The organism is Konateibacter massiliensis (genome assembly GCF_900184995.1).
Lineage (GTDB): Bacteria > Bacillota > Clostridia > Lachnospirales > Lachnospiraceae > Lachnotalea > Lachnotalea massiliensis.
The window spans coordinates 576,758-597,590 of the sequence record NZ_LT860098.1; the positions used below are offsets into that span (position 1 = coordinate 576,758).

A 20,833-nucleotide genomic window follows, 5' to 3' on the forward strand; every position below is an offset into this window, starting at 1 on the left:
TTGCCCTGTCATTTTTAAGATTATTTCCAACAACGTATAAACTATAAAAATTGCAGATTTGCAATTTTTATAATACAAGTAGTATAATAAGTGCTATACGCATAAAAGTGAATATCTAAAGAAAGTAGGTGTAAATTATGTCACAAGTTACGAAACGCGCATTAGAAACTTCACTTAAAAATTTGCTGTCAATAAAGCCGTTGGATAAAATAACAATCAGTGATATTACGGATGATTGCGGTATTAACAGAATGACCTTCTACTATCATTTTAAGGATATTTATGATCTTGTGGAGTGGTCTTGTGTGGAAGACGCTAAAAAAGCTTTAGAAGGCAAAAAAACTTACGATACTTGGCAGCAGGGCTTCCTTCAAATATTTGAAGCCGTTTTGGATAATAAACCGTTTATCTTAAATGTATATCATTCTGTGAGTCGGGAGCAGGTTGAAATTTATCTCTATAAGCTGACCTACGATTTAATGATTGATGTTGTGGAAGAAAAGGCAAAAGGTATGTCCCTTCGACAAGAGGATAAAGAATTTATTGCTGATTTTTATAAGTTTGCATTTGTAGGGCTTATGCTGGATTGGGTGAAGCATAATATGAAGGAGAATCCGCAACATATTATAGACCGTCTGTCACTGCTGGTATCAGGCAATATCGGCACCGCTCTGGAACGTTATCGAACCGATAAACCTACATCAAAATCAACCAATTGATTAAAAAAACATCGATTATTTCGCCGTGATAAAACTTTTATCACGGCGTTTTTTTTGTTTATTGGGCTGCACATAGAAGTTTGCTACAATACAGTTATCAAAAGAAAAACACTTACAGGAGGTAAATAATATGTATTATTCTAGTGGTAACTATGAGTCTTTTGCAAGACCTAAAAAGCCGGAAGGCGTTGACAGTAAATCCGCATATATCATCGGAAGCGGACTGGCTGCACTGACTGCTGCCTGCTATCTCGTTCGTGACGGTCAAATGAAGGGCGAGCATGTGCATATTCTTGAAAAAGAGGAACTTGCCGGAGGAGCCTGCGATGGCTACAAATATGAAAATATCGGTTATGTTATGCGAGGCGGACGAGAAATGGATAATCACTTTGAGGTTATGTGGGATTTGTTCCATTCTATTCCCTCCATCGAAACCGAAGGTGTCAGCGTTCTGGATGAATATTACTGGCTGAACAAAGAGGACCCTAACTACTCCCTCTGCCGTGCCACCGTAAACCGTGGACAGGATGCTCATACAGAGGATAAGTTTGCTATTTCCGACAAAGGTTCGATGGAAATTATGCAACTGTTCTTCACTCCAAATAAAGCTTTGCAGGACAAACGTATCACCGATGTTTTTAGTGATGAAGTATTGAATTCCAACTTCTGGCTCTACTGGCGTACCATGTTTGCTTTTGAAAATTGGCACAGCGCATTGGAGATGAAGCTATATATCCAGCGTTTCATTCATCATATCGGTGGGCTTCCTAATTTCAAGGCTCTTCGTTTTACCAAATATAATCAGTATGAGTCTATGATTCTTCCTATGTTGAAGTATCTGGAAAGCTATGGGGTTCAGTTCCATTTTGGAGTGAAAGTGGTTAATGTTCAGTTTGACTGTTCCGCTGAAAAGAAGGCGGCAACCCGTATTGATATTATCCGAAACGGTCAGGAGGACGGCATTGATCTCACCGAAAATGATCTGGTATTCATCACCAATGGCGGCTGTGTAGAAAACTCTTCCATGGGTGACCAGAATACACCTGCTCCTTTTAACAAAGAAATCAAGCCCGGCGGCGGTTGGGATATGTGGCGTAAGATTGCGGCACAGGATCCTGCTTTCGGCAATCCTGATAAGTTCTGTTATGACCCGGAGCAGACCAACTGGATGAGTGCAACAGTCGAAACTCTTGATCAGCGCATTATTCCTTATATTAAGAATATTTGTAAACGTGATCCTTTTACCGGCAAGGTTGTTACCGGGGGTATTGTCACAGCAAAAGACTCTTCCTGGCTGATGAGCTGGACTATCAACCGACAGCCTCAATTCCGTGAGCAACCTAAGGATCATTGTCTGGTTTGGGTGTACAGTCTGTTTACTGACAAGATTGGTGATTATATAAAGAAGCCTATGCGAGATTGTACCGGTAAAGAAATCTGTATGGAGTGGCTGTATCATATGGGCGTTCCGGAAAATGAAATTGAGGAACTGGCAACAAACAGCGCAAATACTGTTCCTGTCATGATGCCTTACATTGATGCATTCTTTATGCCTAGAGCATATGGCGACCGCCCTAACGTAGTACCGGATGGAGCAGTTAACTTTGCATTCCTCGGCCAGTTTGCAGAAACACCAAGAGATACCATTTTTACTACAGAGTATTCTATGCGAACCGGTATGGAAGCCGTTTATACTCTTCTGAATGTGGACCGTGGTGTCCCGGAAGTATGGGGCAGCGTATACGATATTCGTGCCCTGCTGGATTCAACGGTTAAACTTCGTGACGGAAAGAAAGTTACCGATATGCATCTCGGAATAAAGGAAAAAATGGTTGTGAAGAAACTGCTTGATCGTATTTCCGGTACAGACATAGAGAAGCTTCTGAAGGAATATGATGTAATCTAGATGTTGTTTTTCTCTGGAAAAACCTGCTTAGCAAAAAATCCTGAGTATACGCATTGACCGTGCGTATACTCAGGATTTATTCAGTCTGTTGCAATGTTTTTTACACAACTCTGGTAATCGGAAGCTCATTGTTAATTCCCTTTGACATCAAAATCTGGTGTAAATCAATAATTCCGTTGTTAAACGTAGCTGCACAGGCGCATAGATAAAGCTCCCACATACGGGCAAACTCCGTTCCGCGCTCCTTTTCAATCTCTGCCTTATGTTCCACGAAATTTTCTCTCCAGTGAAGCAACGTCTTATTATAATGTCTTCTCAGACTTTCCACGTCAAGCGTATAAAAGTTATATTCAGGAAAAATATTGATAATCTCGCGAAGTGACGGAACCATACCACCCGGGAAAATGTATTTCTTTACCCACGCATCGCCCGGATATTCTCGCAATGCACTGATATAGTGTAGCAAAAACAGTCCGCCCGGTTTTAGTACCTCGCTGATGCACCTTAAATATTCCTCGTACTTTCCTCGTCCGACATGCTCAATCATTCCGACACTGACAGCTCTGTCAAAGCTTGCCTTAAGCTTAGGGAGGTCTCGGTAGTCCATAAGGCGGACAGTCAGGTAATCCTCCAGCTTTTCTTCTTTGATTTTGGCTTCAAAATATTTAAACTGCTCTTGGCTCAAGGTAATACCCGTGCCTTTTACATGGTATTTCTTGGCAGCTCGTATCAGCAGAAATCCCCAGCCGCAACCGATATCAAGCAAGTTCATCCCTTCCTTAAGCTGCAATTTTTCCAAAATATGATCTGCCTTATTTATCTGAGCCTCATAAAGAGTGTTGTCTTCATTTTTAAAGTAGGCGCAGGAATAACTTAGCGTCTCATCCAGCCACAGCTTATAAAAGTCATTTCCAAGGTCGTAATGCGACTGTACCTCTTTTTTCTGATTTGCCTTTGTCTTTGATGTCAGGATAAGCTTTTTCAGTTTATTATGGTTTGTTGTAAATTTCCCCATCTGTCCCAAAAATAAATTTAGTATATAGTAGAGGTCCTTATCTACCTCGATATCTCCTCGCATATAGGCTTCACCAAGCGCAAGCGATGTGCTTATTAAAAAATCTTTTGCAGGCGGCATTTTATTTACCGTCACAGTAAATTCCGGCTTGTTTTCTCCGACTCTTTTTTCTTTTCCATCCTGAACAACTGCGAAGCTTACCGGAATAAGCCCCTCTAAATAGTTGACTAATAAGTCACTCATGTCCTGCCTCCTTGAATAGTATTACTCAACATAATTTTGGTCAATATTTTTTTGTTTTATACTGCTTTTAATTAGTATAAGATTCTCTATTAAAATGTTGCAAAAATAACATTGTAAAAAATTGCAATTACCGCTTTGATTCGTATATACTTATTCCATATACGAAAGGAAGTGGGAAAAATGTTGATATATAAATTACAGAAAAAGGAAGACCTTTCAAACAGCGAACAGATTTTAGCGGATTTTATTCTCGCCAATACTCTGCGGGTCTGTAATATGAGTACCCGTGAGATTTCCTCCGAGGCGTTTGTCTCCTCTGCTACCGTGGTACGTTTTGCAAAAAAAATGGGTTTTGACAGCTATGAGCAGTTTAAACAGCAGCTATATGCGGAGTGGAGCAGCACCGATGAGAAATATCTGACGATAGACGCTGATTTTCCCTATGATGCCGATACGCCCTATGAAACTATTTTTGACCGTATTGCAGGGCTTGAAAAAAAGGCAATCCAAGAGACAAAAGAGATGATTCATCTTGATAAATGGGAAGCTTTGATAGAGGACATTGCCGGCTGCAAAGCCATTGATCTATACGGTGAGGGCGTTTCCTATGAGACGGCTCACTCCTTTGCCAGCAATATGAACCGGCTGGGCTATGATATTTTTGTGGAAAAAGACAGAGCAAGACAGGTACACCGGAGCACAAATCTGTTTCCGGATCACTTTAATTTATTTCTGTCCTATTCAGGCGAATCAAACTTTAGCCTGTCCATAGCCAAAATGTTGCACAAACACAAATTGAAATCCTTGTCTATCACAAGCGAGCGTCCAAACCAGCTTATGAATCAGACAACCCACCATCTCTCTATCGCCAGAATGGAGGGCAAAATTACAACAGGGGGTATCTCCACGATATGCTCCACTATTTCTTTTGCCTTTCTTCTCGACTTAATCTATTCCTGTGTATTACAAAAAAAATATGATGAAAACCTGGCACATATCCGGAAAGGTATTTATGCGGCGAAAGAATTTGAGTTAAACGGAAAATAGTACAAAAATAAAGCGGACAAGTCCGCATCAACTCCCTAATCCCTCACTTATAAGGGACTTGGCTGCTTTGTCGCGCCGAATGCAGTCACGTAGTGACATCTTCCGCTTGCATTCGTGCGCATAAATATGAAACATTGTTTCAAAAAACAACTTTCTTTTCTCTTTTTCTGAAACAGCCCGTCAAAACCGTCTCAAATCATTTACAGAGGGTAAAATAATTGTTATAGTTGCCTTGTTTAAAGCAATTGCCAAAAGGCAAAAGGAGGATTTTTGATTATGGGAAAGAAGGATATGTATCAAAAGACAGCAAAAGAGGTACTAGAAGCTGTCGGTGGCAAAGAAAATGTAAAACAGGTTACACACTGTATGACAAGGCTTCGTTTTGACTTAAAGGATGACAAGCTACCGAATCAAGAGGAAATCAAACAGATTGAAGGCGTTGCCGGTGTGGTTCAGTCCGGGGGACAGTATCAGGTCATCATCGGAACAACTGTGGAGGCGGTTTACACCGAGCTGATTCAGATTGGTGGTTTCACCGAGCAGGAAGCTGTAACCGAAAACCTAGACGGCTCAAAGAAAAAGCTAACAGCAAAATCTATTTTAAGCTCTGTCTTTAATTATCTGTCCGGCAGCCTGACACCGCTGATTCCAATTTTACTCGCGGCTTCCCTGTGCAGAACAGTGGCGGCTGTGCTTGGACCACAGCTTATCGGGGCTATCACAGAAGAAAGCAGCCTTTACATTCTATTTTCCTTTGTGGGCGACGCGGGATTTTATTTCTTGCCGATATTTCTTGGCTACTCCGCTGCAAAAAAGCTGGGCTGCAGTATCCCGATCGGAATGCTTTTAGGCGCTGTGCTGGTTCATCCGACCTTTATTAATATCGCGACGGAAGGCACGCCATTTAGCGTTTACGGTATTCCGTCCATGACAGAAAATTATGCAAGCACTGTTATTCCGATGATTTTAATTATATGGATTATGTCCTATGTGGAAAAATTCCTCAAAAAGTACTCACCGGATGTATTGAAGGTTTTTCTAGTACCTTTCGGTACTCTGCTTGTTATGCTTCCTCTCGCTCTGTGCGTGTTTGGACCGGCAGGAGCCTTCTTCGGAACATATATCTGTAACGCAATTATCAGTGTAAACAGCGTAGCCGGACCTCTCGGAGTCGCAATTATCGGCGGAACATTTGCTATTTTGGTATTGACCGGTATGCACCCTGTACTGTTTACTTATTTATTTGTCACATTCCCAATGCTTGGCTATGACACCTTTATGGAACCCGGCGTCCTCGCTGCAAGCTGGGCTGGCACCGGTGTTGCGATTGCCTGTGCATTAAAATTTAAAAAGAAGGAAAACCGCACTCTGACAATCAGTTACATTATCACTTGGTTTATCGGAGGAGTCGGCGAGCCGCTTTTATACGGGCTAAGCGTTCCTTATAAAACACCGCTGTATGCCGGAGCGATTGCAGGCTTTATTACAGGTCTTGCGGCAGGACTTTTTAATCTGACCGCATATATTTTAAACACAAGCAACGGAATCTATTTGCTTCCTGCCTTTGTGGGCGGCTCAACTTCAAACTATATTGCATTGGGCGCAACCCTTGCCATCGGCTTGATAAGCGGTTTCGTCGTAATGTCCTTTATGAAGTTGGATGAAACTATAAAATAGTAGTAAAAGGAGACACAATGGAATACTATCAATCAGAAAAATTAAGCGAACGACTCTATCGTATTACAGAAATCGGCGGTGTCTGCTGTTATCTTGTCGTAGGCGACAGTAGAGCGTGCTTGCTTGATACCGGCTGCGGCTACGGAAACCTAAGAGAATACATAGAGACAATAACGGATAAGCCTGTTTTTGTTCTTCTCACCCACGGTCATCATGACCATATGGGAGCTTGTGCACTTTTTGACGAGGTGTATATAAATCCCGCTGACCTGCCTGTGTTTACAAGCTTCGGCGTGATGGAAAAGCGTCTTGAAGAGGCAAAATCATTTGAGGTGCTGTCTCATTTCACAGAGAAGGACTTGGTACCTACCCGCACAGAAAAGATAAAGCCTGTCGTAGACGGAGACGTATTTGATTTGGGTGGAATTACAATTAAAATGCTTCTCGTGAAGGGACATACACCGGGAATTTTATGTCCGCTGCTTGTAGAAGAGCGAACGATTATTTTCGGCGATGCATGCGGTGTGGGAGTTTTGCTGTTTGATGAATTTTCCTCCACGGTATCAGAATATCGAGACAGCCTGTTAAATCTCAAGAAATATGAGAAGGATTATGACCGTATTTACCGTAATCATGGTACCTTTTCCTCCCCGAAGGAGCTGCTCGACAATGTAATCGAGTGCTGCGATCTTATCCTCGCCGGGGAAGATGACCACCAGCCGGTTTCCATACATGGTTTTGATCTGTTTGCGGCAAAAGCAGTAAATGAGCACGGACGCATTGATGGAAAGCAGGGAAATATTATGTATAGTCTTGAGAAAGCTCGATAGATAGAAAACAGTCGTCATTTAGGTAATGACGGCCGTTTTTTCTATTATTAGCTTACCTTTTCCAATTCTTCTTTCTTCCCCTTTTGGGAGTGCTTATTGATTTGAACGGACAGAATAAGTCCAAGTATAAGCACAACTCCCATAACAAGAAGCGCCGAGGAAAAGCCTGCTGAAACAGATTGCTCAGCCGTATGATCTGTGTTTAATGCTCTAAGCTGTGCAGATGCCATAACTCCCAGATAAAGAGAGGAACCGATTGCTGCCGCTACCTGCTGCAAGGTATTTAAAATGGCTACGCCATGAGGATACATCGGCTTCGGCAGATTGCTCAGCGCTGTCGTCTGTGACGGTGACAGTGTGCTTCCGATTCCGATGCAAAACAAAATATAAACCATCATAATTTGAAGCAGAGGTGTCTCGGTATTTGAAAAATACAGTATGGACAGCCCGATTAATATAACCGCAAAACCACAAGGCAACAAAAACTTGGAACCGATTTTATCATATATTTTTCCGCTCAAAAGTGACATTACACCGTTTACAAGTGTCGCGGGCAGAATAACCAGTGCCGCGATAAAAGCGGTTGCTCCGAGTGCTCCTTGCAAAAACATAGGAAGCATGACATTCATTGTAAAAATTGTCATCATGGAAATCATAACAAGCCCGGCACCGATAGAAAATTTTCTGTGCTGAAACGTTTTTATCTCAAGCATCGGCTCCTTGAGCACCAACTGGCGTTTGCAAAAGAAATATACGGCTCCCAGTCCGACCAAAAGAATAACAGCTCCTGCAAGCATATTTCCGCCTGCGCTCAGTTCATTTAAGGCATAGACAACTCCGCCGACACCCACGGTTGATAAGAGCAGGGAAGCAATATCCAGCTTCGGTTTTGACAGCGTTGTGATATTTGCAATATAAATATAACCCATGCCCATAAGCAGGATAATAACGGGTATAAGCATATAAAACAGCATATGCCATTCAAAATATTTTAAAACAAATCCTGAAACAGTCGGTCCCAAAGCAGGTCCTAACTGTATCGCGCAGGAACAGATTCCCATTGCACTTCCGTGCTTATGATGCGGTGTAATTAAGAGTACAACCGTCATCATAATGGACACCATCATTCCTGTGCCGAATGCCTGTACCATACGGGAAACAAGCAGCATGACAAAGGTGTCAGACAATGCTGCACCGATTGTTCCGATTAACAAAACGCTCATTGCACTGAGGTATAATTTTTTAATTTCAAAGGTCTGGATTAAAAATGCTGTAATCGGAACCATAACGGCAACGATAATCATATAGGCTGTGACAATCCACTGTATCGTGCCTGCCGTCACCTTCATATCCTCCATCAGGATGTTAAGAGAAACATTTAGGATTGTCTCATTAAACAGCCCCAAAAAAGCACTTAATACCAGTACAATAAGTACGGCGGTGGTATTTACTTTCTTCATTTCAACTACATGTTCTTTGTTATTCATACATTTACTCCTATCTTAATATTGTTAGTTTTCAAAGATAAAAAGCAGACAAGTCTGTGTCAGCTCTAACTCTCTACTCATAAGGGGACTTGTCTGATTTTTTTGCGCCGAATGCAGTCACGTAGTGACATCTTTCCATTTGCATTCGTGCGCATAATATTTTTTATATCATAGGAAATTGCAAAGCAATTTTCTATGGTATAAAAAAAGAGCGCAAATCCAAATCTGGATTTACGCTCTTGCTACTCGACTTTTAATACTTTATCATATTTTTAAATTTTTTTCAATCATTTTAGTATCGGTGTAATGTAGGCTGCTTTTACTCATTTCTTTCGTCTTGCTTTTTCTCCAGAAATTCTTGAATATATCCGCCTACCTCATCCTTGTCTATACCAAGGACGACAGCCATCTCTCCGTATAGCTTTTCCTCTGCCATATGGAAATAGCGTTCATCTACCATCGTTACCTTTTTTCCGTCCTCTTCACGCTGCTTTTTCCTAGAATGCAGCGTCTTGATAATCTGTATTAATTTACGGCAATCACAGCTGCTTATGGCATTTTTGTACTCCTGCTCCCGCCCTCTTTCATCCGCAATCCACATAGGCTCTAAATCAGGCAAATCACCAAGCAAATCTGTTATCTCTTCTTTTGTCATAGCATGGCGGATAAATACTTTTTTATTATCTACGGGAACAAAAACCTTGCCATTGGTATCATAAATGGGTATCAGCGTATAATAAATCCTGTTATTTGTCATACTGCTCAACTTTAGCTGTCCTACATCCTCCACCTTGCATATTCCATTGTTTCCATACACAACCGTATCGCCAACCTGAAACATATTCAATCTCCTTTACTTTCTATCCTGCAAAAACGTTTAAAGTTTCCTTCTTCTCCTACCCATCTGCCGTAAATTTTCCTTCCTCTTTTATGAGATTTTTTCTAGCTATATTCTATTATAACACTTTTATTTCTTTTTTGTAAGGAGTTTCGCTCTATAACTGTATTTTCAGCTATTATTACCGGAATGATGTGAGTATGTTTTGTGCAAGATTATAGCAGTAAAAGGGTGTGCAGGGCATATTCTTGAGCTGACATGGCGGATGCAACCGAAATCTGTGGTAAATAGATCCAATTCTACATTCTCGAAACTTCATGCTCTACAGCTCTATCTCTCCCGCAAGGCAGTCCACTGAATTCTTCCCGATAAAAATTTCAAATTTTCCCTTTTCCACAACATAATTCATTTCGTTATCATAATAACCAAGCTTTTCAAACGGTATGGAAAACATCACTGTCTTTTCCTCACCAACCCCTACATGCACCTTCTTAAAATCCACCAGCAGCTTTACCGGACGGACGCGCTTTGCCGCAACATCTCTGAAATAGCACTGCACAATCTCATCTCCGTCATATTCACCTTTGTTTTTCACCTTCACAGATGCCTCAAAGCAGTCCTTTTCTTTTTTTAATATAAAGTTACTGTACCCATATTCCGTATAGCTTAACCCAAATCCAAACGGATAAAGCGGCTTTAGAGGTGTGTCCAGATATTTTGAGGTAAATTTGCTCTTTCCTCCCGGTCTTCCCGTGTTCATATGCGCATAGTAAACCGGACATTGTCCTGATTTGCAGGGAAACGTCGCCGTAAGCTTACCGCTTGGATTTACTCTGCCGTATAAAATATCAAGAATAGCATTGCCTGCTTCCACACCCGGATGCCATGCTTCCAAAATAGCCGGGATATTCTCGGAAACCCAAGGTATTGCAAGGGGTCTTCCGTTAAATACAACCGCGACAACCGTCTTTTTTATCTCCAGTAAATGTGCAAGCATTTCCAGTTGATATTTGGGAAGCGTGATATCTGCACGGCTTGCCGCTTCTCCGCTCTGGTCTTTATCCTCCCCGATTGCCGCTATCACAATGTCACAGTCTTTTAACCGGTCAAGCTCTTCTCTGACTACCGAAATCTCTTTTGTTTCCTCATTTTGTTTCGTGCCCGCAATGTAGATAAAGTCAATCTTTTGTTCTTTAAAGGCATCTACAAGGCTTATGCAGTCCTCCCCGTCAGCACCGATTGCCCATGCTCCCGTCATCTCGCTTCTTCTGTCTGCCAGATTGCCTACTATTCCGATTTTGCTCTTTGGTTTTAAAGGCAGCACATTCTCATTTTTCAAAAGGACCATCGATTTCTGAGCGGCTTCTCTGGCAAGCTCTCTATGCTCCGTCCTTAGAAACTCTTCCTTCTCTCGCTTTTCACTTGTCTGATATGGATTCTCAAATAATCCTAGTTCAAATTTAATTCTTAGAATATTGGCAACGGCATCGTCCAGTACTTTTTCATCAAGCTCTCCGGACCGGACCAGTGCTGCAAGCTCATTGATATAGCTGTTCGAACTCATATCCATATCAACACCTGCCTCCAATGCCTGTTTTGCCGCCTCTCTTTTATCCTCTACAATGCCGTGGTTGACACACTCTGCAATTGCGTTAGCATCACTCACCGTCATGCCGTCAAATCCCCAATCTCCTCGAAGCACCTTTTTCAAAAGCCACTCATTTACCGTACAAGGAACTCCGTTTAGGTCATTAAAAGCAGGCATAACTGCCCTTGCCCCGGCTTTGATGCAGCTTTCATATGCCGGAAGATATTCTTCATAAAACCGCTGCAAAGACATATCAACCCGATTGTAATCCTTTCCCGCTTCCCCTGCACCGTATCCGGCAAAGTGTTTTATACAGGAAGCTAAGGCGTCCTCTCTTGCCAGGTCATCTCCTTGAAATCCCTTTACCTTTGCCGCTCCAAAGAGGGCATTTAAGCGGACGTCCTCGCCTGCCCCTTCACTGATACGTCCCCACCTAGCATCCTTTGCAACGTCCACCATAGGTGCAAACGTCATGTGAATACCGGAAGCTGTCGCCTCTTTTGCCGCAACACGCGCAGTTTTTTCCCACAGCTCAGGCTCCCACGCACAAGCTTCCGCCAGCGGTATCGGCATAACTGTGCGGTAGCCATGTATCACATCATATCCAAAAAGCAGGGGAATGCCAAGTCTTGTCTCCTCCACGGCTATCTTTTGCAGGCGATTTGTTGTCCCCGCGCTTTTGATTCCATTGTAAGAACCGATTTTTCCTGCACGAAGCTCGTCCTCGTGGAAGTCTTCCTTTGCCGTGCTCATCAGCCTTCCAAACTCTTCTTCTGTTATCTTCTTATCAAACATCATGTCGAGCAGCTCCTCAAAGCTAACCTCAAAGGCCCCTACCAATGAGGGGCCGCATTGCTGCAATTGACCTACTTTTTCTTCCAAGGTCATCTGTGCAAGTAATTTATTTATTTTTATTTCTATTTTATCGTTTTTCATTCTACACTCCTTTTCCGGCACTCCTAACCTTTCACTGCTCCCATCACTAGCCCCTTCGCAAAATATTTCTGGAAGAAAGGATATACAACCAAAATCGGTAAAATACCAATCACGGCGATTGCCATTCTTGCAGTTGTTGTCGGAAGCTCTGAGGTGTCTATCCCTCCTACATTTGTGCTTGCCAAGAATGAAATATTCGTATTAATCTCATTTAAAATATTTTGAATGGTATATAAATTTGCCGCTTTATCCTTGCTCAAATAATACAAACCGTTCTGCCAATCGTTCCAGTAAGCAATACCTGTCATCAGCCCGACTGTCGCAAGAATTGGCACAGAGAGCGGCAATACAATTTTAAAGAAAATATAAAATTCATTTGCACCATCAATTCTGGCTGATTCGTATAATTCCTCCGGTATGCTGTTCTGAAAATAGTTTCGTACAAGCATAATCATAAACGCACTCATAAGCAGGTTCGGTACAATAAGTGCCCATATCGTATTTTTAATATGAAAAACCTGTGTGTAAATCATATAGGTCGGAACAAGTCCGCCGTTAAAAAGCATCGTGAACACAACGAGAAAATTCAATACCTTTACGCCCGGAAGCTCTTTTTTGGAGAGCATGTAGGCAAGCATCGAGGTCATAATAAGGCAGACGCTCGTTCCGATCACAGTCACAAGTATGGTCATGCCATATGCTCTCGCATATCGTCCGATGTCCTGAAGAAGATACTCATAAGCACCGAGTGACCATTTTTCCGGAAAATAGCTGTAGCCGTTCGCCATAGCGGTTTTGTCGTCGGTGAACGATATAATAATGAGCAGAACAAACGGAAGCAGTGCAAGCAGAGAACAAATGGTTAAAATAATGTGAGATGCAAGCTGCCATCTTTTTTGGTCTTTTGATATCATAGGAACCTCCTTTTAGAATAGTGAGCTGTTTTTATCCAGCTTACGCACAACCTGATTTGCTGCCATGATAAAGATAAAGCCTACCACCGACTGAATAAAACTAGCCGCCGAGGACATACCGATATCATTTCGCTGTAGCAAGGCACGGTATACGTAAGTGTCAATTGTCTGTGTCGCATCATAAAGTGCTCCTTGATTCATCGGCACCTGATAAAATAGACCGAAATCTGAGCGAAAAACCTGACCCAGGCTTAAAATAACAAGCATAATAATAGTCGGACGAAGCAGTGGAATTGTAATTTTCCTGTGCTGCTGCCATCTTGTAGCACCGTCTAAGGATGCAGCCTCATAGAGCGAGCCATCAATTCCAACGATGCTTGACAAATATAAAATCATTCCAAATCCGATTCCCTTCCACTGATTTACAAAGGTCAGGATAAACGGCCAATATTTTGCCTCCCCATACCAGCTTACACTCTTTCCTCCAAGAGCCGTGATGATACTGTTGAAAAGTCCTGTACCGGGGGATAGATAGGCAAATACCAAGTAGGCAACTACAACCGCTGATATGAGATATGGCATCAATATAACAGTCTGGTAGAATTTTTTAGCCGTTTTGTTCATCACCTCATTGAGAAGAATGGATGAGCCAACACCAACGATTACGCCAAGGACAATCCAGAATAAATTGTAGAGCAGCGTATTTCGTATCATGATAAAAGCATCGCCCGTCTTAAACAAAAACTCAAAATTCTTAATTCCAATCCACTCACTATTCCAGATACCCAAATTATATTTATAGTTTTTAAATGCAATCTGCAAGCCTACAAGAGGCATATAATTATTGATAAACAAGTAAATGAAGCCCGGCACTCCCATCAAATAAAAGGGAATCCACCGTTTCCAGTTTATCTTTTTCTTTGTATTTTTTTTAACCGCTTCCACGTTTATACCTCCTGTTTCATAAAAAAGTGTAAGAATTTCCTATAATATAGCGGAGGGAGGAGAACGTCTCCTCCCTCCGCTATTCATCTTTTTATTCTTGATTCTTTGATAAAAATGAGTCTAACTGTGCTTGATTTCCTGCAATAATATCGTTGTAGCCTGCTTTGTCAAGTGCCGCTAAAAACTCTGCAAGATAGCTGTCCACATCGTCCACCTGTCCGGTTACTAACCTTGGCATATATTCTGCAATTACGTTGGACACTGCTCCCGCCTCTGCGGAAAATTCTGTCACATCAAAGGAGTAGCCTAAGATTGCTGAATTTGGAACGCCTTCGTTATAAGCCTTTACATCATCCGGGTAGCTGTCTGTGTTTGGTGCTGCTGTGTAAGTATCAACCGGATTTCCGAACTGGGTAAACATGGAGGTGTAACCTGCTGTTCCGGTAGTCGCACCTTCCGCCGTTGTCACTCTTGTTGTACCTTCCACAATTGTATAGTTTTCTCCTTCTATACCATACTGTAAGAGATTTGCAACATCAGCATTTTCATATATATAATTTAAAAACTCCATCGCCTTCTGAGGGTTTTCACTGTTTGATGCAATTCCCCACATTCTTTCTACAACAGATGAGGTTGATATAACTGGATCCTGAATCTCTGCAATATCAATGTTAAAGGATTTTCCCGTGCCCCATGTAGCAAACTCAGACATATTGTAGTTTGCAGATGTTCCAAAAATATTTTGTGAATTAAAATATTCCTGTACGGTTGTCGAATCGGTTAAAGAGTCGGAAGGCATATAGCCTGCATCTGTCCATTTTTTCATCATATCAGCATATTCCTTGAATTCATCACTTGCGTATACGCTTTCAATTGTCGTGTTATTCGCCGGATCTGAAATCATACCGTAATCTCCGTTTGTTCCGAAGATTTCAAGATTATACCAAAACTGTAATCCAAGAGTTGCTGCATTACCCATTGAAGTTCCATAAATACCGTGCTCCTTTAAAATTTCGAATGCCTCTTCAAAATCAGCGTAGGTTGCACCGTCTTTAATTTCAATTCCATATTCCTCTGCCATATCCTTGTTATATACAAAACCTCTTCCGGATGCCAGATAAGGATTTACCGGAAGTGCATACTGAACACCGTCAATCTGTCCTGCAATCAGGTAATCGGATACCAAATTTACAAGGGTCGGTGCATAAATCAAATAAGAGTCAATCGGCATCAAAATTCCGTCATCTGCAATATCGCTTAAGTTCTGTGTCAATCCTACACATACAAGGTCCATTTTTTCACCGCTTACAATATTCATAGAAGTCGTGGTCGGAAGATCTCCGATAAATAAATTCTGGATATCAACTTTACAATTAATTGCCGGTACAGTAATTTCATTGATTGCCTCTTCCACCTTCTCCACATCGGTGAGGTCCGTTGAAATATTAACCAGTTGGATTGCCACTGTATATGGTTCTCCTTCATCGGCACCGGAAGCTGTTCCTTCCGCCGCATTGCTCTCTGTTGTTGTACTCGACTCCGTACTTGTACCCTGGCTTGATGAACCACAGCCAACAAGCATAGACCCAACTAAGGCTGCTGATAAAAATAAGCTCAAAAACTTTTTCTTCATGTGTTTTCCTCCCTATACACTGAATGCTTTATTGATTGGTTGCATTTATATTAACAGGCTTTTTTTCTTTTCGATAGAATAATTATGACTTGCCGATGATACATTTATGACTTTTATTGATAATTCTTCTGAATTTCCTAGCATATAAATAAGGAGCCTGTTAAACAGACTCCTTATGATTCTGGCGATAAACCGCAGGCGCAACACCCGTACTTCTCTTAAATATCTTTGTAAAATAGGAATAATGATTGAAGCCTACGCTGTCCGCCACTTTATTAATCGGAAAATCCGTATTCACTAACAGCTCTTTTGCCAAGCGCACTCTCTCCTCCGTAATGAATTCCAAAATCGACAGCCCTGTTTCCTTTTTGAAAATACGCATCAGATACTGAGAATTTAAAAAGACCACATTGGCGATATCCTCCACATAAATCGTCTCCTGAATATGCTCAAGAATATAACGTTTGGCAGCATGCACTGCATTATCATGGCTTTTATCTGCCTCCTCCTTGGCAATTTTGAGCACAAGCTCTCCCGGAAGCTTTTCCACCTCTGTTTTATTTTTAAGCCGTTCCACAAGCTGAGTGATAATCTCATTCAGCTCTGCATAATCGACAGGCTTTAGCAGGTAGTCGGCGGACCCCAGTCTAAGAGCTTTTCTCATATACTCAAACTCAGGATGGCAGGTCAGATAGATGCATTCCGTTGTGGGATAATACAGCTTAACCCACTCAAAAAGCTCCAAACCGTTTCCCTGCGGCATTTCAATATCGCATAGCATAAAATCAATCTTTTCTTTCTTGAAAACCTCCTGCGCCTGCTGCATGGAATTGGCGGTAAAGACGTTTTCTACGCCGTACTTCTCCCAATCTACCCGCCGTTTTAGAGCATTCACCGCAACTACCTCATCGTCAACTAAAATCGTATTCAGCATCTTCTTCCTCCTTTCCCCTTCTCAGAGGAAGTATCATCTCTACCTCTGTTCCGTGTGGATTCACTTGCAAAATCTTAAGCCGTGCTTCTTCTCCATATATGGTGTCCAGACGCTCAATCGCATTCTGGATTCCAACACCAAGCCCGTCTTGATATATTCTTGTTTTTCTAAATATTTCAACCTTTTCAATCAATTCATCCTTGATACCCTCTCCGGTATCAACCATTCTGATTTTAATATATTTGCCATCCATATTTTGTCCTATTACAAAAATATCAATTTTGTTCCCAATTTTCAAGGAATGTTTGATAGCATTTTCTGCAAAATTCTGGATAAGGAGGGGAGGAACAAGGCAATCGGCAATCTCCTCGTCAAACTCCACAACCGCAAAAAACGTTTTCGGATATCTTGCCTGCTGAATTTCAAAATAATTTCGAATATACTCCATCTCATCGCAAAGCTTTACAAAATCAACATTCGCATTGACCACATAGCGAAAATACTTTGACAGGCAAAGAATCATCTTTTGAATGAGCGGGTATTCCTCCGGCTCATAGCTATATATGATATTCATGGCATTTAAAATAAAATGAGGCTGTATCTGCTGGCTCAAAAAGCGCATCTTGATGTCCTTGCTTTTTAGCTGCTCTTCGTAGACATCAATTTTTAGATTGGACACTTCCTCCATCATATGGTTAAAATTACGATTAATCTGTTCAAACTCACTTCCTGTATGGACATCCTCCGCAATCCGAAAATCCATATTTCCTGCCTCTACCTCTTGCATAGCCTCTGAGAGCCGGTTAATCGGTGAAATCATCCATCTTCGCAGCGCACCAATCATAATAGGCAAAATACAAAGCGCAAGCACGGAGCATACCTTTAGTATTTGCACAATGGCTGGCAAATCATTTGTAATTGCATTTTTAAATAAAATCTGAACAACATAGAGATTTGCATATTTAGATTTTGCCTTTACAAGGACATATGACTCGCTTCCATATGAACCATGTTCCTTATCAAGCTCCACAGCCGTAAAATCACTCTGGTTTGAATAATGGCTATTTCCCATTTCATCCGTAAAAGCTCGAATTGTATCACCACTGTCCCCGAAAATCTCCATCTTATCCGCAAGGCGGCTCAAGTTAATCCATGCACCATAGTAGCCTTCCTTATACTTTGAGATAAAAAGAATATTTTCTGTATCCTCGACGCTTACAATTTCCCACTGTTTGAGATTCTCTACCGTTTCATCCTCAATCCGTTCTTTCACATAGCTTGTCACAACCTTATCGTAAGTGCTATAATTGCTGCTTATAATGCTCACGTCCTTCTGAGGAAACACCGCAAAAACTCCGGTCACCAGCTTATTGTCCTCCCGGATACCATCAAAGGTGTTCTTAAGATTGACCGCCGATTGCAGCTGATTGTAATATTCCTCCTTATCGTCTACTTCCTTTACATTGATTCTTCCAAAATCAATATCGTTGATTGCCGTCTCGTGCATTTTCATTGTGATGCTCTCAATCGCACTGTCAATTTGGGACATATAAAGATTCAATGCGCTCTGCGTTTCCAGGGATATCTGATTCTCAACCTCCTCGATCGTAAGACTGCTGAAAACCAGGGTTAGGATATTAATCGGCAGTATCAGAATCACAATGATAAATACAAGACGAAAAACAGAGGTCTGAAAAATCTGGTGCAATACTTTTTTAAGCTTCATAAGCGTCCCCCCTTAAAATAAAGTTTTTTATACAAAAATAACTGAAAGATACAAAAGTTTCCTATCTTTCAGTTATTATATTTATCTAGTTATTTTATTCGGTTATCTATTATGCTTCCACTGAATTCTCAACAAGGTAGTCCATCATAACATCCCAAAGAACGCTATCCATCAGCTCCTCTTTGCCATAAGCTTCTACCAATGCGTCTCCAGACTCGTAACCGTAAGTAGTTGCCATCTCAGCAGCTTTTTCATTGAATATATCATCTGATACAGTCAAATCTGCATCCTTTACAATCATTCTGAATATCATCTCTTCTGCCGCAACCTGCTTTGCATAATCCTCAACGCTTGTTCCGACATAGCTTGACATAAACTCATCCACGGTAACGCCCATCTGCTCTGCATATGCAGAATACATGGTGTTAATCTGCTCGCTATATTTATCTACTAAATCCTGAGGATATTCGGTTATCTGACAGTTCTCTTTAACGGTTGTCCAAATATCTCCCTGTTTGGTACTTTCTGCATCAGCTTCCATTGACTCTTGTAACTGGGCTGCAATATACTCTCTGTATTCATCAACTGTCTTAACCTCGGAATTTGCCTGAACAAATTCATCTGTAAGCTCCGGTACTGTCTCTGTACTGATTGAGTTGATTGTAACGTTGAACACTACATCCTTGCCCGCTAAACTCTCATCATACTCTTCCGGAAAAGTTACATTAATGCTGACAGTCTCTCCAACCTTTGCACCAACCAACTGCTCCTCAAAACCATCAACAAACTGGCCGGAACCAATTGTTAAATCATATCCCTGTGCTGTACCGCCGTCAAAAGCTACTCCGTCCAAAAGACCTTCATAGTCAATGTTGGCAATATCTCCTTCTGCTACAGTGTCTCTGTCAGTAATTTCCGTAGTTGTCGCACTGCTTTCCAGATTAGACTGAATCTGTGCTTCTATGTCCTCATCTGTCACCTCTACCGGCTGCGTTGTCACTGCAATTCCTTTATATTCTCCAAGCGTAACATACTGGCTATAATCCACATCTGCTGTTGATGTAGTGCTTTCTGTTTCTGTTGTTGTATCTTCTGTTTTCGTCTCTGAATTCTTTGCACAGCCTGCCATTAACACTGCTGCACTGATTAATATGGCTGCTAATTTAATATTTTTTCTCATTTTCGTTTCCCTTCCGTGCTGTTTTATACACCTATATCGTTATAACATATTTTCAACAAAAATGAAAGTAAATTCACAGGAAAATCACTTTTTTCTACATATAGGCTTCTTCTTCCATTGTGTATTCTCGTTTTTGTTCTAATACACTCTTTGTTATTTCTATCTCGGATTCCGTCACCGTAACGGAGAGCACATCCATCAGATTTATCTCATAAGGCTGAACCTTGTCTCCATATTTATCCGCTATTACCTTGACAACCGGTCTTAACGGCATATATCTGTTCTGTTCCTTTACAAGAGCAAGCGTTCCGTCTGACAGGCGTACCATGGAGCCGTTCGGATAAACGGCTATTCTCTGGATAAATATTCTCACCAAATCAGCATCAAATTTTGTTCCACTGTTTTCAATCAAAAAATCGACTGCCTTATTCGTCGGCCATTTCTTGCGATAGCATCGGTCAGAGGTCAGGGCATCATAGACATCCGCAATTGCACTAATCCGTGCAAATTCGGTAAGTTGTTCCCCTTTCAGTCCTCTTGGATATCCGCTTCCGTCCAATTTCTCATGGTGATTCAATGCAATTTCCTTTGACACTGCAGGAATATTTGGCGCATCCTTTAACAGCTCATAACCACATTCCGTATGTTTTTTGACATACTCAAACTCTTCATCGGTCAGAGCATCCTCCTTGTAGACAATATCATGATCCAATACAACCTTGCCAATGTCATGAAGTAAAATTCCCATCGCCAATGAGGAAAGCTTTTTTCTGGAATAACCCAGGTTTTCTCCAATCAAGAGTCCGTATACCGTAGTGCTGACAGAATGAGAAAATGTATATTCATCGGATGCGCTTAAATCAGTCAGACTGACTTGCAAATCATGATTGCCAATCACATCACTTATAATATTTTCTACATTGTCCGCCAGCTTGTTAAGCTTTAGCGTCTGTCCTCCCTGCACATCATTTAACGTATTCATCAATATATCCTTACAACGCTGCCTGTTTTCCTCAGACACCGCATCCGGTATATCAATATCCTGGCTCAGCTCATCCACCACATACAGATAATGAATTCCCATATTTTTTAAATTGGCAATATATCTTGATACATTGGATGTACCGCTTTTTATAAGCAGGCATTCACCGGCATAAACATTTCTCGCCAAAACCATTGATGCATCAATCATCTCTGTTGCAACTAATCTCATTT

16 protein-coding genes are annotated in these 20,833 nt (G+C 41.4%); 5 read left to right on the forward strand and 11 right to left on the reverse strand.

The annotated features are described in order from the left end of the window. Positions 1–137: 137 nt before the first annotated feature. Together CTY48_RS03900 and CTY48_RS03905 are read left to right on the forward strand one after the other, a co-directional pair. Positions 138–719 carry a TetR/AcrR family transcriptional regulator gene (locus CTY48_RS03900; protein ID WP_099467202.1) on the forward strand — a complete coding sequence of 194 codons (582 nt, stop codon included), beginning with the start codon at positions 138–140 and terminating at the stop codon, positions 717–719. Between the two features lie 130 nt (positions 720–849). Then, entirely contained in the window at positions 850–2,625 is a 1,776-nt protein-coding gene (locus tag CTY48_RS03905; RefSeq protein WP_099467203.1) for an oleate hydratase, read from the forward strand. A 100-nt stretch (positions 2,626–2,725) separates the two neighbouring features. Here the strand turns inward: CTY48_RS03905 and CTY48_RS03910 are convergent, their stop codons facing one another. Then, complete coding sequence (locus CTY48_RS03910; protein WP_099467204.1) at positions 2,726–3,883, reverse strand: SAM-dependent methyltransferase; 1,158 nt, start codon at positions 3,881–3,883, stop codon at positions 2,726–2,728. Positions 3,884–4,063: 180 nt separating this feature from the next. On the opposite strand from CTY48_RS03910, the gene CTY48_RS03915 reads away from it, so the two are divergent. The 3 genes from CTY48_RS03915 to CTY48_RS03925 all read left to right on the forward strand — a co-directional run bounded on the left by CTY48_RS03915 (position 4,064) and on the right by CTY48_RS03925 (position 7,437). Next, positions 4,064–4,930: a MurR/RpiR family transcriptional regulator gene (locus tag CTY48_RS03915; protein WP_099467205.1), complete on the forward strand. Its 867-nt coding sequence runs from the start codon at positions 4,064–4,066 to the stop codon at positions 4,928–4,930. Between the two features lie 276 nt (positions 4,931–5,206). Continuing rightward, positions 5,207–6,607: a PTS transporter subunit EIIC gene (locus tag CTY48_RS03920; protein WP_236354718.1), complete on the forward strand. Its 1,401-nt coding sequence runs from the start codon at positions 5,207–5,209 to the stop codon at positions 6,605–6,607. Positions 6,608–6,624: 17 nt separating this feature from the next. Further along, complete coding sequence (locus CTY48_RS03925; RefSeq protein WP_099467206.1) at positions 6,625–7,437, forward strand: MBL fold metallo-hydrolase; 813 nt, start codon at positions 6,625–6,627, stop codon at positions 7,435–7,437. Positions 7,438–7,484: 47 nt separating this feature from the next. Here the strand turns inward: CTY48_RS03925 and CTY48_RS03930 are convergent, their stop codons facing one another. From CTY48_RS03930 to CTY48_RS03975, 10 genes are all read right to left on the reverse strand, one after another. Then, the gene (locus CTY48_RS03930) at positions 7,485–8,924 is read right to left on the reverse strand and encodes a DHA2 family efflux MFS transporter permease subunit (protein WP_099467207.1); all 1,440 of its coding nucleotides are present in this window, start codon (positions 8,922–8,924) and stop codon (positions 7,485–7,487) included. Positions 8,925–9,243: 319 nt separating this feature from the next. Then, positions 9,244–9,765 (reverse strand): CarD family transcriptional regulator, encoded by a 522-nt coding sequence (locus tag CTY48_RS03935; protein ID WP_099467208.1) that lies wholly within the window; start codon positions 9,763–9,765, stop codon positions 9,244–9,246. 319 nt (positions 9,766–10,084) lie between these two features. Further along, positions 10,085–12,286, reverse strand: coding sequence for a beta-glucosidase BglX (bglX, locus tag CTY48_RS03940; protein WP_099467209.1), 2,202 nt, complete (start codon positions 12,284–12,286; stop codon positions 10,085–10,087). 23 nt (positions 12,287–12,309) lie between these two features. Beyond that, positions 12,310–13,200, reverse strand: coding sequence for a carbohydrate ABC transporter permease (locus CTY48_RS03945; protein ID WP_099467210.1), 891 nt, complete (start codon positions 13,198–13,200; stop codon positions 12,310–12,312). 12 nt (positions 13,201–13,212) lie between these two features. Next, positions 13,213–14,145 (reverse strand): ABC transporter permease, encoded by a 933-nt coding sequence (locus tag CTY48_RS03950; RefSeq protein ID WP_099467211.1) that lies wholly within the window; start codon positions 14,143–14,145, stop codon positions 13,213–13,215. A 91-nt stretch (positions 14,146–14,236) separates the two neighbouring features. Beyond that, the gene (locus CTY48_RS03955) at positions 14,237–15,778 is read right to left on the reverse strand and encodes an ABC transporter substrate-binding protein (RefSeq protein WP_099467212.1); all 1,542 of its coding nucleotides are present in this window, start codon (positions 15,776–15,778) and stop codon (positions 14,237–14,239) included. Between the two features lie 160 nt (positions 15,779–15,938). Continuing rightward, positions 15,939–16,712 carry a response regulator transcription factor gene (locus CTY48_RS03960; protein WP_099467213.1) on the reverse strand — a complete coding sequence of 258 codons (774 nt, stop codon included), beginning with the start codon at positions 16,710–16,712 and terminating at the stop codon, positions 15,939–15,941. Beyond that, positions 16,690–18,438: a sensor histidine kinase gene (locus CTY48_RS03965; RefSeq protein ID WP_099467214.1), complete on the reverse strand. Its 1,749-nt coding sequence runs from the start codon at positions 18,436–18,438 to the stop codon at positions 16,690–16,692. The genes CTY48_RS03960 and CTY48_RS03965 overlap by 23 nt, the downstream gene beginning before the upstream one ends. A 109-nt stretch (positions 18,439–18,547) precedes the next feature. After that, positions 18,548–19,618, reverse strand: coding sequence for a trigger factor (gene tig, locus CTY48_RS03970; protein ID WP_099467215.1), 1,071 nt, complete (start codon positions 19,616–19,618; stop codon positions 18,548–18,550). Positions 19,619–19,712: 94 nt separating this feature from the next. Then, complete coding sequence (locus tag CTY48_RS03975) at positions 19,713–20,831, reverse strand: HD-GYP domain-containing protein (RefSeq protein ID WP_099467216.1); 1,119 nt, start codon at positions 20,829–20,831, stop codon at positions 19,713–19,715. Positions 20,832–20,833 lie beyond the last annotated feature (2 nt).

Excerpts from the sequence above, each read along its gene's own strand:
- CTY48_RS03900 (WP_099467202.1), top strand. The coding sequence starts at position 138 with ATGTCACAAGTTACGAAACGCGCATTAGAAACTTCACTTAAAAATTTG.
- CTY48_RS03905 (WP_099467203.1), top strand. The coding sequence starts at position 850 with ATGTATTATTCTAGTGGTAACTATGAGTCTTTTGCAAGACCTAAAAAG.
- CTY48_RS03910 (WP_099467204.1), bottom strand. The coding sequence starts at position 3,883 with ATGAGTGACTTATTAGTCAACTATTTAGAGGGGCTTATTCCGGTAAGC.
- CTY48_RS03915 (WP_099467205.1), top strand. The coding sequence starts at position 4,064 with ATGTTGATATATAAATTACAGAAAAAGGAAGACCTTTCAAACAGCGAA.
- CTY48_RS03920 (WP_236354718.1), top strand. The coding sequence starts at position 5,207 with ATGGGAAAGAAGGATATGTATCAAAAGACAGCAAAAGAGGTACTAGAA.
- CTY48_RS03925 (WP_099467206.1), top strand. The coding sequence starts at position 6,625 with ATGGAATACTATCAATCAGAAAAATTAAGCGAACGACTCTATCGTATT.
- CTY48_RS03930 (WP_099467207.1), bottom strand. The coding sequence starts at position 8,924 with ATGAATAACAAAGAACATGTAGTTGAAATGAAGAAAGTAAATACCACC.
- CTY48_RS03935 (WP_099467208.1), bottom strand. The coding sequence starts at position 9,765 with ATGTTTCAGGTTGGCGATACGGTTGTGTATGGAAACAATGGAATATGC.
- bglX (WP_099467209.1), bottom strand. The coding sequence starts at position 12,286 with ATGAAAAACGATAAAATAGAAATAAAAATAAATAAATTACTTGCACAG.
- CTY48_RS03945 (WP_099467210.1), bottom strand. The coding sequence starts at position 13,200 with ATGATATCAAAAGACCAAAAAAGATGGCAGCTTGCATCTCACATTATT.
- CTY48_RS03955 (WP_099467212.1), bottom strand. The coding sequence starts at position 15,778 with ATGAAGAAAAAGTTTTTGAGCTTATTTTTATCAGCAGCCTTAGTTGGG.
- CTY48_RS03960 (WP_099467213.1), bottom strand. The coding sequence starts at position 16,712 with ATGCTGAATACGATTTTAGTTGACGATGAGGTAGTTGCGGTGAATGCT.
- CTY48_RS03965 (WP_099467214.1), bottom strand. The coding sequence starts at position 18,438 with ATGAAGCTTAAAAAAGTATTGCACCAGATTTTTCAGACCTCTGTTTTT.
- tig (WP_099467215.1), bottom strand. The coding sequence starts at position 19,618 with ATGAGAAAAAATATTAAATTAGCAGCCATATTAATCAGTGCAGCAGTG.
- CTY48_RS03975 (WP_099467216.1), bottom strand. The coding sequence starts at position 20,831 with ATGAGATTAGTTGCAACAGAGATGATTGATGCATCAATGGTTTTGGCG.